We start from the raw sequence: 16,317 nt of genomic DNA, 5'->3' as shown, positions 1-16,317 counted from the left end.
CCGTTGAGGTCGGGGGTGGCCGGGGCGGCGCCGTTCGCGGCGGCGGAGACGGGCTCGGTGGAGTCCAGGGACTCCAGGACGCCCGGAGGTGTGTCCGCGACCTCCGCGGCGGCGTCGGCGGCCTCGACCGCGGCCTGTGCCGGGGACTCGTCCGCGTCGATCTCGGGCGGGGGGCCCGCGGGACGCTTGGCCGGGCCTGACCTGCGCGTACGGGAGCGCACCGGCTCCGGCTTGGGCTCCACGACGGGCGCGGGCTCCAGTTCGGGCTCCGGCTCCGGCTCCGGCGCGGGCGCGGGCTCCGCCGCGGCGGGCTCGGGCGGTGCGATCTCGTGACGGGCCATCTTCTCCTCGACGACCTTCTCGACCTCGCCCTTGCGCTTGCGGCGGCGGCCGCTCTCCTTGCCCACCGCCTTGTCCGCCTTCGGCTCGACCGGGGACAGGTGGACGTGGATGCCGCGGCCGTTGCAGGACTCGCAGGTCTCAGAGAACGCCTCCAGCAGTCCCTGGCCGACGCGCTTGCGGGTCATCTGCACCAGGCCCAGCGAGGTGACCTCGGCGACCTGGTGCTTGGTACGGTCCCGCGACAGGCACTCCACCAGGCGGCGCAGCACCAGGTCCCGGTTGCTCTCCAGCACCATGTCGATGAAGTCGATCACGATGATGCCGCCGATGTCGCGGAGCCGGAGCTGGCGGACGATCTCCTCGGCCGACTCCAGGTTGTTGCGGGTGACGGTCTCCTCCAGGTTGCCGCCCTGCCCGGTGAACTTGCCGGTGTTGACGTCGATGACCGTCATCGCCTCGGTGCGGTCGATCACCAGCGAGCCGCCGGACGGCAGCCACACCTTGCGGTCCAGCGCCTTGGCGATCTGCTCGTCGATGCGGTACGCCGACAGGGCGTCCTGGTCGCCGTTCCAGCGCTCGACCCGGTCCGCGAGATGCGGCGCGACGTACTCGACGTACTCGGAGATCGTGTCCCAGGCGTCGGCGCCGGCCACGACGAGCTTGGTGAAGTCCTCGTTGAAGATGTCGCGGACGACGCGGATCGTCAGGTCGGGCTCACCGTAGAGCAGGGAGGGCGCGGACGCCGTCTTCACCTTCTTCTGGATGTTCTCCCACTGGGCCGCAAGGCGCGACACGTCCCGCGACAGCTCTTCCTCGGTGGCGCCCTCCGCCGCCGTCCGCACGATCACGCCCGCGCTCTGCGGCATGACCTTCTTCAGGATCGACTTGAGGCGGCTGCGCTCCTTGTCGGGGAGCTTGCGGCTGATGCCGGTCATCGAGCCGTCCGGCACGTACACCAGGTAGCGGCCGGGCAGCGAGACCTGGCTGGTGAGGCGGGCGCCCTTGTGGCCGAGGGGGTCCTTGGTGACCTGGACGAGGACCGACTGGCCCGACTTCAGCGCCGACTCGATGCGGCGCGGCTGGCCCTCCAGGCCGGAGGCGTCCCAGTTGACCTCGCCCGCGTACAGCACGGCGTTGCGGCCCTTGCCAATGTCGACGAACGCCGCCTCCATCGACGGCAGCACGTTCTGGACCTTGCCGAGGTAGACGTTGCCCACGTACGACTGGTGGGTGGCGCGGTTGACGTAGTGCTCCACGAGCACGCCGTCCTCCAGGACGGCGATCTGGGTGCGCTCGCCCTCCTGCCGGACCACCATGACCCGGTCGACGGACTCGCGGCGCGCCAGGAACTCGGCCTCGGTGATCACCGGCGGGCGGCGGCGGCCCTGCTCGCGGCCCTCCCGGCGGCGCTGCTTCTTCGCCTCCAGCCGGGTCGAGCCGCGGACGGACTGGACCTCGTCGTCGGAGGAGCGGGTCTCGGCGGCACGCGTGGAGCGGACATGGACGACGGTGTTCGGCGGGTCGTCCGTGCCGTTCCCGTTCTCGCCGTCGGTCCCGGTCCGGCGGCGCCTGCGGCGGCGGCGACGGCTCGACGCGGCATCGCCGTCGGTCTCGTCCTCGTCGGCCTCCTGCTCGGCCTCCTCGGCCTTGGGCTCCTTGTCCTTCTCCTTGCCCTTGGCGGCGGCACTCTTGGCGGCACTCTTGGCGGCGGGCTTGGCGGCGGGCTTGGCGGCGGGCTTGTCCTTCTTGCCCTTGTCCTTCTTGGCGCCCCTGGCGGGCTGCTCGTCCTTGGGCTCGTCCGCCTCGGCCTCCGCGGCCTCCGCGTCGGCCGACTCGGCCTCCGGCTCGTCCTCGGCGCCTTCCCTGCCGCTCCTGCCGCGGCCTCGTCCGCCACGGCGGCGGCGACGGCGGGACGGGCGGTCGTCGGAGTCGTCGTCGTCGGACGGCCGCTCGTCCGGCTCCTCGTCACCGGTGTCGTCGTCGGCGGGCTCGGCGGCGCGCTGCGGCTCCTCCTTGGGACGGGAGGGGCCCTCGGCCTTCGGCTGCGGCGGCTGGAACACCACCATCGGCGGCTGGAACGTCACTCCGGGGACTCCCACGCCGCTGGCGGGCTCGATGTCGGACACCTGCTCGGCGGGCGTCTCGGTCCCGGGTGAGGGGACCTCCGGCACCGACGGGACGGCGGAGACGGTCGTCGCCTCGGGCACGTCCGGTGCGGAGGACGCCGTGGAGGACGCGGCAGAGGACGCGGTGGAGCCGCGCCGGCGGGTCCGGGTGCGGGGCGCCGGCGCCTCATCGGCGGGCTGCTCCCCTTCGGCGGTCACGGGCTCGGCCTCGGTGTCGGGGGAGGTCTCGGCACCGGTCATCGGGACCGGCTCGGACGTCTCGGCGGCCTTCCCGCTCCGGGTGCGGGTGCGGGTCCGGGTGGCCTTCTTCGGCGGCTCCGCCTCGGCGGGCGGCTCGGCCTTCTCGGCCGGCGGGAGGGCCTCTCCGGCGGGGGTCTCCTCCGCGTCGGGCGGCGGGCCCGCGGGACGCTTGGCACGGCGCGGTCGCGTCGTCACCGCGTCGGCGTTGTCGGTCTCCGTGGTCTCCGTTCCGGTGTTCTCGTAGTCGGTGTGCTCGTTATCGGTGCCTTCGGCCGTGGCCGCATCGGCTTCGTTCTCACGCATCCGGGCAATCTCCCGTCAGGCTCCCGGGCGCGTCCGTGTCGCTCCGCCAGGGGGCGGATCGATGCGGTGCGCCGCACGAGAGCTCTCCGTCAGTCGTCGGTGCCGTCACCGCCGGACGTTGGTCCGGCCATGACGACGAAGTCGTCGGGGGTGCGCCCGCCGTACCCTGCGGGACCGGTTCCGTGCTGCCACGGCTTCGGTCTCACGGTCAGGCGCTGACGGCATCCACGCTCGCGGTTTCCCCGGGCTGCGGCCGCTGCGGGCCGCGGGCCGTCTCGGCGTCGTCGCCGGACGGCAGGCCGAACTCCCGGTCGGGATCCAGAGGATCCGCGAGGCCACCGGTGTCCGCGTCGAGGGGCCCCTGCGCCAGCCTGGTCACCAGCGGGGGTGACGGCGGCGCGAGGTCGGCGACCTGGCGCAGTCCGGTGAGGATGTCGTCGGGTCGTACGGCCGGTGTGGAATGCCGAACAACCATTCGAAGTATCGCACAAGGGGCATCCGCCGCAGGCGCGGCGCGCCGGTCCAGCTCGAAGGAGGACACGGCAGCGCGCACGTCGAAACGGCGCCGCCCCTTCTTGGTGAGGCGCTCGACCTCGATGTCGCCGGCGCCCATGAAGGCGGCCACGGCGGCGGCGGCATCGTCCGATGACACGCCGTCCAGCCTGATCCGCCATTCGGACGCCTCGAGCCGATCGGCGAACGCGCTCGGTCTCGGTTGCGCGTCGCCGGCGCTTCCCGCCCGTACCGGGACGACATCGACGATGTCGAGCCCGGGAGGCAGTGCCGCGTCGAGATCGGCCCGTACCCGCGCAGGGTCGCGGGTCTCGGTCAGTCCGATTTCGAGGTACTCGGCCTCACTGGCCACCCCTGTCGCCGCCGCACCCGCGTACGAGATCTTCGGGTGGGGGGTGAATCCGCCGCTGAACGCTACAGGGATCCCGGCGCGCCTGACGGCGCGTTCCACGGCCCGGGAAATGTCGCGGTGGCTCGTGAACCGCAGCCTGCCTCGCTTGGCGTAGCGGACGCGCAGGCGCTGGGTCACGGGGGCCGGCGCCGGACCCTCCGGCATGGGTGCCAGGGTTCTGGTCCTTCCTACTCGTGCCGAGTCGAAATATAGGTCTCCCTATAGAGTACGGGTCGCCGGGCATCCTTTGTCCCCCGGGAGTCCCAAGGAGCCGGAACCGGCGCAGCTCAGGGCGTTCACGCAGCCGATTTCGGGCATCCCCACGCCCGGGCGGGGCGGATCCGGACGGATCCCGGCGCGGGCCTCCGGAGGCCGCGACCCGCCAGGTGGCGTGCGGGGACGGTCAGACGACCGAGAGCGGCAGCAGCTTCTTCCCGGTGGGGCCCGTCTGGATCTCGGTGCCCATCGTGGGGCAGACGCCGCAGTCGTAGCAGGGCGTCCAGCGGCAGTCCTCGACCTCGGTCCCGTCGACGGCGTCCTGCCAGTCCTGCCAGAGCCACTCGCGGTCGAGCCCGGCGTCGAGGTGGTCCCACGGCAGGACCTCGACCTCGTCGCGCTCCCGGACGGTGTACCAGGCGAGATCGACGGGCTCGCCGGACAGTGCCCGCTCCGCGCAGGCCGTCCAGCGCTCGTAGGAGAAGTGCTCGCTCCAGCCGTCGAAGCGGCCGCCGTCCTCCCACACCGCGCGGATGACCTTGCCGACGCGGCGGTCGCCGCGCGACAGCAGGCCCTCGACGATGGAGGGCTGGCCGTCGTGGTAGCGCAGGCCGATGGCGCGGCCGTACTCCTTGTCGCCCCGCAGGGCGTCCTTGAGGGCGCGCAGGCGGCGGTCGACGGTCTCGTGGTCGCACTGCGCGGCCCACTGGAACGGGGTGTGCGGCTTGGGCACGAACCCGCCGATGGACACCGTGCAGCGGATGTCCTTGCGGCCGGTGGCCTCGCGTCCAGCCTGGATGACCCGCTTGGCCATGCCGGCGATCGCGAGGACGTCCTCGTCCTCCTCGGTGGGCAGCCCGCACATGAAGTACAGCTTGACCTGGCGCCAGCCGTTCTCGTAGGCGGTGGTGACGGTGCGGATCAGGTCGTCCTCGGTGACCATCTTGTTGATCACCTTGCGCATCCGCTCGGAACCGCCCTCGGGGGCGAACGTCAGGCCGGAGCGCCGCCCGCCCCGGGAGAACTCGTTGGCGAGCGTGATGTTGAAGGCGTCCACGCGGGTGGACGGCAGCGACAGCGAGGTGTTGGTGCCCTCGTACCGGTCGGCGAGGCCCTTGGCGACGTCGCCGATCTCGCTGTGGTCGGCGCTGGACAGGCTGAGCAGCCCGACCTCCTCGAAACCGGACTCCTTGAGGCCCGTCTCGACCATGTCGCCGATCGTGGTGATCGACCGCTCCCGCACCGGACGGGTGATCATCCCGGCCTGGCAGAACCGGCAGCCGCGCGTGCAGCCGCGGAAGATCTCCACGCTGAACCGCTCGTGCACGGTCTCGGCCAGCGGTACCAGCGGCTTCTTCGGGTACGGCCACTGGTCGAGGTCCATGACGGTGTGCTTCTCGATCCGCCACGGGACCCCCGGGCGGTTCGGCGCGACCCGCTGGATCCGGCCGTCCGGCAGGTAGGTGACGTCGTAGAAGCGCGGGACGTACACCCCTCCCGACGCGGCGAGCCGCATCAGCAGCTCGTCCCGGCCGCCGGGCTCGCCCTCGGCCTTCCACTCGCGGATGACCTCGGTGATGCCGAGCGCGATCTCCTCGCCGTCGCCGAGGACGGCGGCGTCGATGAACTCGGCGATCGGCTCGGGGTTGAACGCGGCGTGCCCGCCCGCGATGACGATCGGATGGCCGTCGGTGCGGTCCGCGGCGTCCAGCGGGATGCCGGCGAGGTCGAGGGCCGTCAGCAGGTTGGTGTACCCGAGCTCGGTGGAGAACGACACGCCGAAGGCGTCGAACGCGGCGACGGGGCGGTGCGCGTCCACGGTGAACTGCGGGATGCCGTGCTCGCGCATGACGGCCTCCATGTCGGCCCAGACCGAGTAGGTCCGCTCCGCCAGCACGCCGTCGCGCTCGTTCAGGATCTCGTAGAGGATCTGGACGCCCTGGTTGGGCAGGCCCACCTCGTAGGCGTCCGGGTACATCAGCGCCCACCGGACCTCGGCCTCGTCCCAGTCCTTGATCTGGGAGTTCAGCTCGCCGCCAACGTACTGAATCGGCTTCTGCACGCCGGGGAGCAGCGGCTCCAGGCGCGGGAAGAGCGACTCGACCGGCATGACGGAATCCTCAATGCAGGGGACGTGGGATGAAATCCCCAGCCTACCGGTCAGTCGAAGGCGCCCGGTCAGTCGAAGGCGCGGCGCCGCACGTGCACGGCCTGCAGCAGCCCGAGGGCGATCATGTTCGCGAACGTGGCGGAGCCGCCGTAGGACACGAACGGCAGCGGCAGCCCGGTGATCGGCATGATGCCGATCGACATCCCGACGTTCTGGAACGTCTGGAATCCCAGCCAGCACACGACGCCGGTCGCGACCAGCGTCCCGAACAGGTCGGCGGCCTGGGTGGCGATGCGCAGCCCGCGCCACAGCACCACGCCGAGCAGCAGGACGATCACGGCGCCGCCGATGAAGCCGAGTTCCTCCCCCGCCACCGTGAAGATGAAGTCGGTCTGCTGCTCGGGGACGAAATGGCCGCCGGTCTGCTCGCCCTGGAACAGGCCCTTGCCGAACAGCTCGCCCGACCCGACCGCGATCCGGGCCTGCCGGGCGTTGTAGCCGGCGCCGCGCGGGTCGGCGTCCGGGTCGAGGAACGCGGTGAAGCGGGCGATCTGGTAGTCCTCCAGCAGGCCGAAGAGCCACACCGAGGCCACCACGAGCGCGGAGACGCCGACCAGGCCGGCGAGCCAGCGCTTCTTCACGCCGGAGACCGCCAGCATCCCGGCCACCACCGCGACGAACACCAGCGTGGTGCCGAGGTCGGGCTGCAGGATGATCAGCACGGCGGGCACCCCGGCCAGCACGAGCGCGAGCAGCACGTCGCGGACGCCGGGGCCGATCTCGCCGTCGCGCGGCTCCCCCAGGATCATCGCGAGCAGCACCACGAGGCCGACCTTGGCGAACTCCGAGGGCTGCACCTGGAACCCGCCGCCGATAACGATCCACGAGTGCGACCCGTTGATCGTCTCGCCGAGCGGGGACAGGACGGCGACCAGCCCCACGCAGGCCACCCCGTACAGGATGGGGACGTAAGCGCGCAGGAGCCGGTAGTCCAGGAGGGTGACGACGCCGCCGAGCACGAAGCCGATCATCAGGTTCAGGATGTGCCGCTTGAGGAAGCCCTCTGGATCCTTGCCCTGCTCGGTCAGGATCTGGAACGTCGCCGAACGCACCAGCAGCGCGCCCATCACCGACAGCGCCAGCACGGCCACGACCAGCGGCCAGTCGAGCCGCCGCAGCCCTTCGACCCGGGTCTGCCACGTCCGCCGCCCGCCGTACCCGTCGACGACGGCGCCGACCCTGCTCACGGCGCCGTTCCCGAGCCCGGCATCTTGGGGATGTCCGTGGGAAGCTCGCCGTCCTTGAGGATGGGCTCGCGGTCCTTGGTGCCGTACATCGCCTCCCAGATCTCCCGGACGGCGGGGGCGGCCGTCTTGGCGCCCTCGGCGCCCTGCGAGACCATCACGACGATCGCGTAGCGGGGATCGTCCACCGGGCCGAACGAGGCGAACCAGGAGGTGTCCTCCTTGCCGTGGACCTCCGCGGTACCGGTCTTGCCGCCCACCTCCACCCGCTTGAAGTCGAAGCCGCCGAACGCCCCGCCCGCCGTGCCCGTCTTGGGCACCTCGGCGAGGGCCTTCTTGATGTACTTCAGGGTCTTCGGGTCGAACGGCACCTTCTGCGCGGGCGGCGGCTCGATCTCCCGGACGACCCTGCCGTCCGGCCGCACCACCGCCACGCCGAGCCGCGGCGTCAGGAGCTTGCCGCCGTTGGCTATCGCCGCGTAGGTCCGGACGAGCTGCAGCGGCGTCACCACGATGTCGCCCTGGCCGATCGAGATGTTGGCCGCGTCACCGGCACGCCACACGTGGCCCTCGGTGCAGTTCTCCTTCGCGATCGCCCTCATGTAGGAGGCCTGCGCCGGGTTGGTCTTGGCCACCTCGGGATAGCCTTCCTTGGCCCCCTTGCAGGTGGCCTCCCTGGTCTCCTCCCAGTACTTCCTCTTCCACTCCCGGTCGGGGATCCGGCCGGAGCTCTCGTTGGGGAGGTCGATGCCGGTGAGCGAACCGAACCCGAAGTCGCGCGCCCCCTTCACCAGCGGGTCGCTCGGCTTCTCCTTCGGATTCCTCCCGCCGTCGCGCTGCCAGTACTGGTGGGCGAACCTGTAGAAGATCGTGTCGCAGGACTTGACCAGCGCCGTGTGCAGCGTCATCGGGCCGTGGCCCTGGCCCCCGTAGTTCTGGAACGCGCGGCTGCCGACCATGTAGGAGCCGGGGCAGGGGTAGATGCCGTCCAGGTCGGCCCCGTCCCGCACGGCGGCCGCGACGGAGGAGACCTTGAACGTCGAGGCGGGCGCGAACTGCCCCTGGGTGACCCGGGAGATCAGCGGCTCGCCGTTCTTCTTGCCGAGCAGCGCTTCGTACTTCTCCTGGGTGATCCCGCCGGTCCAGACGCCCGGGTCGTAGGTCGGGTAGCTCGCCATGGCGACCATGCGGCCGGTCTTCACGTCCATGACGACCCCGGCGCCCGCGTCGGCCGGCATGCCCCCCTTGCGCGCCCCCTTGATCGCGTTCTCCAGCGCCTTCTCCACCGCGCCCTGCACTCCGGCGTCGATGCCGGTGACCAGGTGGGAGCCGGGTACGGGCGGCTGCTCGTCGGCGGTGCCGGTGACGCGCCCGTGGCTGTCGACCAGGACCCTGCGGTAGCCGGGCTCACCGCGCAGCGCCTTGTCGTACTGCGCCTCCAGGCCGGCGCGCCCGACCAGGTCGACGCCGCTGTAACCGGTGACCTTGAGGCCCTCGCGCTCGTCCATCTCCTCCTGGGTGACCGGCTGGAGGTAGCCGAGAGCCTGCACGGCGGACGCGCCCTCCGGCTCCGGGTAGTCCCGGATGGGCTGGATCTGCGCGGTGACGCCGGGGAAGTCCTCCTGCCGCTCCATGATCTGCAGGGCGCTCTGGGGGTCGACGCGGTTCTCCACCGGGATCGGCTGGTACGGGGAGCCGGGCCAGCAGGGCCGCTTGACGGTGGGACCGCACAGCCGGATCCGCTTGGAGATCTCCTCGTGGCTCGTGCCGAGCACCTTCGACAACCGCTTCAGGACGGCCTCGCCGCCGTCGTCCTGCCGCGACAGCGTGGTGCGGTTCACCGACACGACGAGCGCGCTGCGGTTGTGGACGAGCGGCCGGCCGCGGTCGTCCAGGATCGAGCCGCGGACGGCGGGGACGACGATCTCGCGCATGCGGTTCTCGGCGGCGATCTTCCCGTAGCGCTCGCCCTCCAGGATCTGCAGCGTCCACATGCGTCCGATCAGGACGAGCAGCAGCGCGCCGACCGTCACGTACAGGACGACGAGGCGGAAGTGGGTCCGGGGGTTCACAGGCTCCCACCCCGGCCCGACATCGCGCGGTAGCGGGCGGCGGGCACCGAGAGGCTGTCCCCCCTCGACCGCTCGGCGCGTTCGTAGCGCCGCGTGACGCGCAGCACCGCCCACACGATGAACGGGCTCGCGATGACCGTGTAGAGGACCTGCAGCGGCACCATGCTCGAGACGGTGGCCCATTCGGCGCGCGGGTCGCTGAGGATCATTCCCGTCCCGGCGTACAGGACGGTCCCGGCGAGGGCACCGGCGGCGACGGCGAAGAACGGCACGGCCGACTGCCGGTCCATCTCGGCGGACGCGACGCCGCACAGGTAGCCGATGAGGCAGTAGACGAGCGCGTACCGGCCGAGGGTGTGGTCGGCGGGCGGGACGATGTCGGCGGCGAGGCCGGCCAGGAAGCCGGTGACCATCCCGGTCATCGACCCCGCGACGAGCGCCAGCGCCACGACGGCCAGCAGCACCAGGTCGGGCTGGACGCCGCCGGGCAGCGGCAGCCGGTTCGCGACCGACACCTGCAGGATCAGCGTCACCACGATCACCACCGCGGTCACCACGGTGCGGCCGGCCGGCGACGCCTCGGGTGGGTTCAGCACGTCAGTCCCCCGCGTTCGGTTCTGTGGACGGGCTCGGCGAGCCGCTCGGCCGTCCCTCCCGGCCGCCGTCCGGCGACGGGCTCCCGGACGGGCTCGCGGAGGGGCTCGCGCTCGGTGTGGCGGCCGGCTTCGGCTTCGGGGGCAGGACCGAGTCCCGGGGGTTCTTCTTGGGCGGTGCGACCACGACGGCGACGACGTCCAGGCTGGTGAAACGCACGAACGGCCGGACGTAGGCGGTGCGGGTCAGGCCGCCGCCGGCCTGCTGGATCCGCTCGACCACGCCGATCGGGACGCCCGCGACGTACGGCCGCTGGCCCTGCGATCCGAGCGTGACGATGCGCTGGCCGACGTGGATCGGCGCGGCGGCGTCCAGGAGCTGGAAGCGCAGCGGTGTCGCGCCCCGCCCGCCGAGGCCGCGGCGCCCGCCGCCCTGGACGATCCCGATCTCCTTGGAGGCCTCCAGGCGGGACCCGACCGACGACGTCTGGTCGGTGGCGAGCAGCACGGTCGCCGTCGCGGGCCCGACGCGGGTGACGCGGCCGACGAGGCCGTCCGCGCTGATCACGGTCATGTCGGACCTGATGCCGCTGCCGCTGCCCACGTCGATCGTGACGGTGTCCTCGAAGCCCTGCCCCGCGGAGATCACCTGAGCGGCGAGGATCTTGTAGCCGCCCATCCCGGCGGTGCCGAGCAGCCGCTGGAGCTGCGCGGACCGGTCCTTGTCGAGGCCGGCGACGCGCAGCTGCTCGCGCAGCTTCTGGTTCTGCCGCTGGAGCCGGTCGGCGCGGCGCTGCTGGCCGGGCGCGTCGCCGATCGCCGCGACGGTGTCGCTCACCGGCCGCACGACGGACGCCGACGCCCGCTCCACGGGGCCGAACACCGCCGCGCCGACGCCGCGCAGGCCGCGCAGCGGGGAGTCGTCCCCGCCGCGGTAGTCAATGGTGATCATCGCGAGCGCCACGACGAGCAGCGCGCCGAGGACCACGCGGGTGCGCCGGGTGTCCTTCACGCACCGACCTCCCGTTTCCTAGTCCGCCAGGTCCTAGTCCGTCGGGGGGTGTTCAGTGCCGCGGCTCCGGCACCAGTACCTGCCGGAGCTCCTCGAAGTCCTCCACGCACTTGCCGGTGCCGAGCACCACCGAGTCGAGCGGGTTGTCCACGAGGTGGATCGGCATCCCGGTCTCCTCGCGCAGCCGCTCGTCGAGGTTCTTCAGCAACGCGCCACCGCCGGTGAGAGCTATCCCGCGGTCCATGATGTCGCCGGACAGCTCCGGCGGGCACTTGTCGAGCGTCGTCTTCACCGCGTCCACCACGGCGTTGACCGGCTCCTCGATGGCGCGCCGGACCTCCTCGGCGGAGATCACGACGGTCTTCGGCAACCCGCTCACCAGGTCGCGGCCCCGGATCTCGGCGTGCGGCTCCTCTTCGCCGCCGGGATAGGCCGACCCGATCGCCATCTTGATCTCTTCGGCGGTACGTTCCCCGAGCATCAGCGAGTACTCCTTCTTGGAGAAGGAGATCACCGCCTGGTCGAGTTCGTCGCCGCCGACGCGGACCGACTGGCTGGTGACGATGCCGCCGAGGGAGATGATCGCGACCTCGGTGGTGCCGCCTCCTATGTCGACGACCATGTTGCCGGTCGGCTCGTAGACGGGCAGCCCGGCGCCGATCGCGGCGGCCATCGGCTCCTCGATGATGTAGACGCGGCGGGCGCCCGCCTGGTAGCCGGCCTCCTTCACCGCGCGCTGCTCCACACCGGTGATCCCGCTCGGCACGGCGACCACGATCCGCGGTTTGGCGAAGTGCCGGCGCTTGTGGACCTTCTGGATGAAGTAGCGCAGCATCCGCTCGGTGACGTCGAAGTCCGCGATGACGCCGTCCTTGAGCGGGCGGACCGCGACGATGTTCCCCGGCGTGCGGCCGATCATCCGCTTCGCCTCGATGCCCACTGCGACGATCTTGCCGGTGTTGGTGTTGATCGCCACCACGGACGGTTCGTTGAGGACGATGCCACGCCCGCGCACGTACACCAGGGTGTTGGCAGTACCAAGATCGACCGCCATGTCACGGCCAAGGAACGACAACTTGTTACCCATGAAGAAAGGGAGCCCTTCATGCTTGACGGGCGTGTATATAGCGGCGCGTCCATCGTAACGTGCACTCACGTCCGCGGGCAGTAACCCAGCCGCCGCGCGTCGCCCAAAAAACGACCCCTGACCTGCTCGGGCAGCTAAAAAGAAGTGCTGGCCCAGGGGTCGCCCCCCGGGCCAGGACGAACTCAGCCCAGTTCGGGGAAGAAGAGCTTGATCTCGCGGTCGGCGGAGTAGGTGGAGTCCGAGCCGTGGACGATGTTCTCACCGATCTCCAGGGCGAAGTCGCCGCGGATGGTGCCGGGCGACGCGCTCACCGGATCGGTGGCTCCGGCCAGCGAGCGGAACGCCTCGATGGCGCGCGGGCCCTCGACGACCATGGCGACGAGCGGGCCGCCGGTGATGAATTCGACCAGGTCGCCGAAGAACGGCTTGCCGGCGTGCTCCTCGTAGTGGGACTCCGCCGTTTCCCGGGCGAGGGTGCGCAGTTCCATCGCGGCGAGCGTCAGGCCCTTGCGCTCGATGCGGGAGATGACCTCACCGATGACGCCGCGGCGGACGCCGTCGGGCTTGACAAGGACGAGAGTGCGCTCGGACACGGGTGGTTCTCCTTGGGAATTCGGATGTGTGCGGCGCGCGAATCCTACCGGGCCCGGACGCGTGCGGTGGCGGAGGCGAGGAGCGCGGCCGCCACCGCGGCGACCACGAGCCACACCTGGTAGGCGTCGAGCAGCGCGCCGGCCTGCTGCGGCCCGGTCGCCGGCCGGAGCCGTTCCAGCCAGGACGCCTGCAGCGACAGGACGAGGAGCTGCCCGGTCAGCAGAGCCGGGAAGCACAGCGACAGGCCGAAGAGCGCGGCACCGACGCCCGCGTCGCGCAGGGAGGCGGCGAGGGCCAGCCCGGCGCCGGCGCCGAGCGGCACGAGCGGCAGGAGGAGCGTCCAGCGGTCGTGGGGGGCGGCGGCGAGGCCGAGCAGCACGCCCGCGGTCATCAGGCAGGATCCGGCCGGGACGGCCGAGCGCGCCGCGGCCCGGGTCGAGGCGAGCGCCCCTGCGAGCGCGGCGACGGCGGCCACGGCGAACGGGAGCAGCGGCGGGCCGGCGCCCTCGCGGACGTGGGCGGCGGCGGAGGCGAGCCCGGCCAGCGGCGCGGCGACCGGATGGCAGAGCAGGCCGACGGCGATCATGACGATCGAGCAGCCGAACGGGCTGCCCGCCGCCGCGTCCCGGTCGCCGGCCAGGGCGAGGCCGGCCAGTGTGGGAAGCGCCGCCCCGGCCACGATGAGCCGGGCGCCGGGCGACCAGTCGTGGGCGGCGACGACGGCGAGGAACGCGAACCCGGCCGCCGGGACGAACGAGAGGAGCAGCCGGCCGCGTTCGGCGTGCCGGGCGGCGGGCAGCGCCCAGGGGCGGCGCCCGCGCAGGAGCGGGAAGGCGAACGCGGCGACGGCGGCGGCCGCGGCGGGCCAGGGGAAGGGCGTGAGTGCGGCACGCCAGTCCGGGGCGGCAGTCCCCTCGGCGGGAATGGGGACGGCGCTCAGCGCGAACGGCATGGCGAGGATCAGCGTGCCCGCGAGGAGACCCGCCCAGACCGCGGCCAGGACGCGGCTTCCGCGCTCCCACACCAGGACGAGGGAGGCGGGAAGCACGATGCCCGCGCCCACGCCCTGCGCCGCCCGGACCGCCGCGACCGCGGACACCGAGTGGGCGAACCCCGCCGCGACCAGACCGGCCAGCAGGACCGCCAGGCCGGTGACGAGGACCGCCCAGGCGGGGAGGCGGCGAGCGACCACGGCGGCGAGCGGAGCGGTGACCACGAGCGCGGGCAGGGAGAGCCCCGTGGCGTGCAGCAGGACGGCGATCTCGCCGCCGCCGAGTCCGAGGGCGCTCGCCGCGGCGGGCACGACGTTGAAGGCGGCGTCGGGAACCACCAGGACGGCCGCGGGCAGCGCGGTGAACACCATGAGCACGGCGCCGAGCGCGGCGAGCCTCCGCCGCGCCCCGGCCTCCGGATTCCCGGCGGGCGATTCCGGGGCGGCGCGCGCGTTCCCGGACAGGTCGTCCGGGGGTCGCGCGCCGGTGAACCGCGCGTCGGCGGGCCCTGCGTTCACCGGCTCCGCATTCGCGGACCGTGAGTTCGTCGGCTGTGTGTCCGCGGGCTGCGCGTTCGTCAGCTGCGTGTTCGCGGACTGGGCATCCGTGGACTGGGCGTTCGTGGACAGGGCCTGCTCCTTCGCAGGGTCGTCATCCACCGGACGCACTTTTCCCAAAAGGGAAGGATGTCGGAATTAGCGGAATAATTCGAATTGCCGGAACGGCGGATGAAAGGGTCTCCATCCCCCGCGAATCTAGCGCGCCTGAGCGGCCGCCGCCTTGCGTCCCAGCCAAATGGCCGTCGCCCAAAGCGCCCCGAAAACGGCACCGAGGAAGAACATGGCCGGCACCATGAACCCGGTCGCGATGATCAGCACCTGCAGGACGCTCCCGGCCGCGACCGACCACGGGAAGCGCAGCAGTCCCGCGAGCAGCACGCAGGCGACGGCCAGTCCCCCGCACACCGCCCCCGCGGTGGCGCCGTCCACGTCCAGCACGGTCACCGCCACCGGGATCGCGAGCGCGATCACGATGGCCTCACACGCCAGCACGGCCGCGAACAGCCTCCGTGCCGGGTTCGGCGCGGTCCCGGTGCGCACGCCCGCCGTCACCGTCCTTCCGCCACGCGCAGGAGCGTCCTGGCGTCGCCGGCGGTGACCACCGAGCCGGTGATCAGGACGCCGGCGCCCTGGTACTCCCCGGTCTCCTCGGCGAGGCCGATCGCCCGGTCGATCGCGTCGTCCAGGCGCTCCGACAGATGGACCCGCTCCGGGCCGAAGATGCTCCCGGCCAGCTCGGCGAGCTCCTCCGGCGGCATCGAGCGCGGCGAGGAGTTGCGGGTCACCACCAGCTCGGCCAGGACGGGTTCGAGCTGGTCGAGGACGCCCGCCACGTCCTTGTCCGCGGCGATGGCGAGGACGCCGACGAGCCGGGTGAAGCCGAACGACTCGGTGATCGTGGCGACGGTCGCGGCCGTCCCGGCCGGGTTGTGCGCCGAGTCCAGCAGGACGGTCGGGCCGGTGCGGGCGACTTCGAGCCGTCCCGGCGAGGCCGACTTGGCGAACCCGCTGCGCACCAGCGCCGGGTCGAGCTGGCCCTCCTCGCCGCCGAGGTAGGACTCACCGGGCGCGATGCGGGTCGCGGCCTCCAGGTTCGCCTCTCCCCTGCTCGGGGCGCCGCTCGCGAACGCCTCGACGGCGGCGAGGGCCGTCGCGGCGTTGCTCGCCTGGTGCTCGCCGAACAGCGGGAGGTAGATCTCGTCGTAGACGCCGTGCAGGCCCTGGAGGCGCAGCAGCTGGCCGCCCACGGCGACGTCGCGGCTCAGCACGCCGTACTCGACGCCCTCGCGGGCCGCCGCGGCGCCGAGCTCCACGACGCGCCGCAGCAGCACCTCGGCCGCCTCGACCGGCTGCTGCGACAGCACCGCGACCGACTGCGGCTTGATGATCCCCGCCTTCTCCCCGGCGATCTCCTCCACCGTGTCGCCGAGGTAGCGGGTGTGGTCCAGGCCGATCGGGGTGATCACGGCGACGGCGCCGTCCGCCACGTTCGTGGCGTCCCACACGCCGCCCATGCCGGCTTCGACCACGGCAACGTCGACCGGCGCGTCCGCGAACGACGCGAACGCCATCGCGGTCAGGACCTCGAAGAACGACAGGCCCGCCGGGTGCTTCCCGTCGACCAGCTGGACGAAGGGCAGCACCTCCTGGAACGCCTCGGTGAAGCGTTCCTCGCTGAGCGGCTCCCCGTCGATCGCGATCCGCTCCCGCAGCGTGTTCATCTCCGGGCTGGTGAACATCCCGGTGCGCAGGCCGCGCTCGCGCAGCACGGACTCGATGAGCCGGGCGGTGCTGGTCTTGCCGTTGGTCCCGGCGATGTGGATCACCGGGTACGCGCGGTGCGGCTCGCCCAGGACGTCGACCAGATCGCGGATCCGGTCGAGCGTCGGGTCGATCTCCCACTCGACTCCGCGTGCCATGAT

General features: G+C 72.3%; 12 protein-coding genes. All 12 read right to left on the bottom strand.

Annotated features, from left to right (window positions below; translation table 11 throughout):
• Positions 1–3,011, bottom strand: a 3,011-nt coding sequence (locus E1285_RS16145) for an Rne/Rng family ribonuclease (protein WP_132152784.1), incomplete at its 3' end; no start/stop codon positions are given.
• 208 nt (positions 3,012–3,219) lie between these two features.
• On the bottom strand, positions 3,220–4,080 hold the full coding sequence (locus E1285_RS16140; protein WP_132152782.1) for a TIGR03936 family radical SAM-associated protein: 861 nt from the start codon (positions 4,078–4,080) through the stop codon (positions 3,220–3,222).
• A 238-nt stretch (positions 4,081–4,318) separates the two neighbouring features.
• Positions 4,319–6,241: a TIGR03960 family B12-binding radical SAM protein gene (locus E1285_RS16135; RefSeq protein ID WP_132152780.1), complete on the bottom strand. Its 1,923-nt coding sequence runs from the start codon at positions 6,239–6,241 to the stop codon at positions 4,319–4,321.
• A 68-nt stretch (positions 6,242–6,309) separates the two neighbouring features.
• Positions 6,310–7,488, bottom strand: a complete 1,179-nt coding sequence (gene rodA, locus E1285_RS16130) for a rod shape-determining protein RodA (protein ID WP_132152778.1) — start codon at positions 7,486–7,488, stop codon at positions 6,310–6,312.
• Positions 7,485–9,557, bottom strand: coding sequence for a penicillin-binding protein 2 (mrdA, locus tag E1285_RS16125; protein WP_132152776.1), 2,073 nt, complete (start codon positions 9,555–9,557; stop codon positions 7,485–7,487). Before mrdA ends, rodA begins: the two co-directional genes overlap by 4 nt.
• Positions 9,554–10,153 (bottom strand): rod shape-determining protein MreD, encoded by a 600-nt coding sequence (gene mreD, locus E1285_RS16120; RefSeq protein WP_132152774.1) that lies wholly within the window; start codon positions 10,151–10,153, stop codon positions 9,554–9,556. The genes mrdA and mreD overlap by 4 nt, the downstream gene beginning before the upstream one ends.
• A gap of 1 nt (position 10,154) precedes the next feature.
• Complete coding sequence (gene mreC / locus E1285_RS16115) at positions 10,155–11,162, bottom strand: rod shape-determining protein MreC (protein WP_132152772.1); 1,008 nt, start codon at positions 11,160–11,162, stop codon at positions 10,155–10,157.
• Between the two features lie 52 nt (positions 11,163–11,214).
• A complete protein-coding gene (locus tag E1285_RS16110; protein WP_347814081.1) occupies positions 11,215–12,237 on the bottom strand; it encodes a rod shape-determining protein in 1,023 nt (340 codons plus the stop codon).
• A 194-nt stretch (positions 12,238–12,431) separates the two neighbouring features.
• A complete protein-coding gene (gene ndk, locus E1285_RS16105; RefSeq protein WP_132152768.1) occupies positions 12,432–12,842 on the bottom strand; it encodes a nucleoside-diphosphate kinase in 411 nt (136 codons plus the stop codon).
• Between the two features lie 44 nt (positions 12,843–12,886).
• A complete protein-coding gene (locus E1285_RS16100; protein ID WP_132152766.1) occupies positions 12,887–14,494 on the bottom strand; it encodes a hypothetical protein in 1,608 nt (535 codons plus the stop codon).
• 96 nt (positions 14,495–14,590) lie between these two features.
• The gene (locus E1285_RS16095; RefSeq protein ID WP_243722810.1) at positions 14,591–14,947 is read right to left on the bottom strand and encodes a DUF4233 domain-containing protein; all 357 of its coding nucleotides are present in this window, start codon (positions 14,945–14,947) and stop codon (positions 14,591–14,593) included.
• On the bottom strand, positions 14,944–16,314 hold the full coding sequence (locus tag E1285_RS16090) for a folylpolyglutamate synthase/dihydrofolate synthase family protein (RefSeq protein ID WP_132152790.1): 1,371 nt from the start codon (positions 16,312–16,314) through the stop codon (positions 14,944–14,946). Before E1285_RS16090 ends, E1285_RS16095 begins: the two co-directional genes overlap by 4 nt.
• Positions 16,315–16,317 lie beyond the last annotated feature (3 nt).

Origin of the sequence: Actinomadura sp. 7K507, assembly GCF_004348425.1 — a bacterium.
Lineage (GTDB): Bacteria > Actinomycetota > Actinomycetes > Streptosporangiales > Streptosporangiaceae > Spirillospora.
This window is presented reverse-complemented; position numbering and strand designations above follow the sequence as displayed.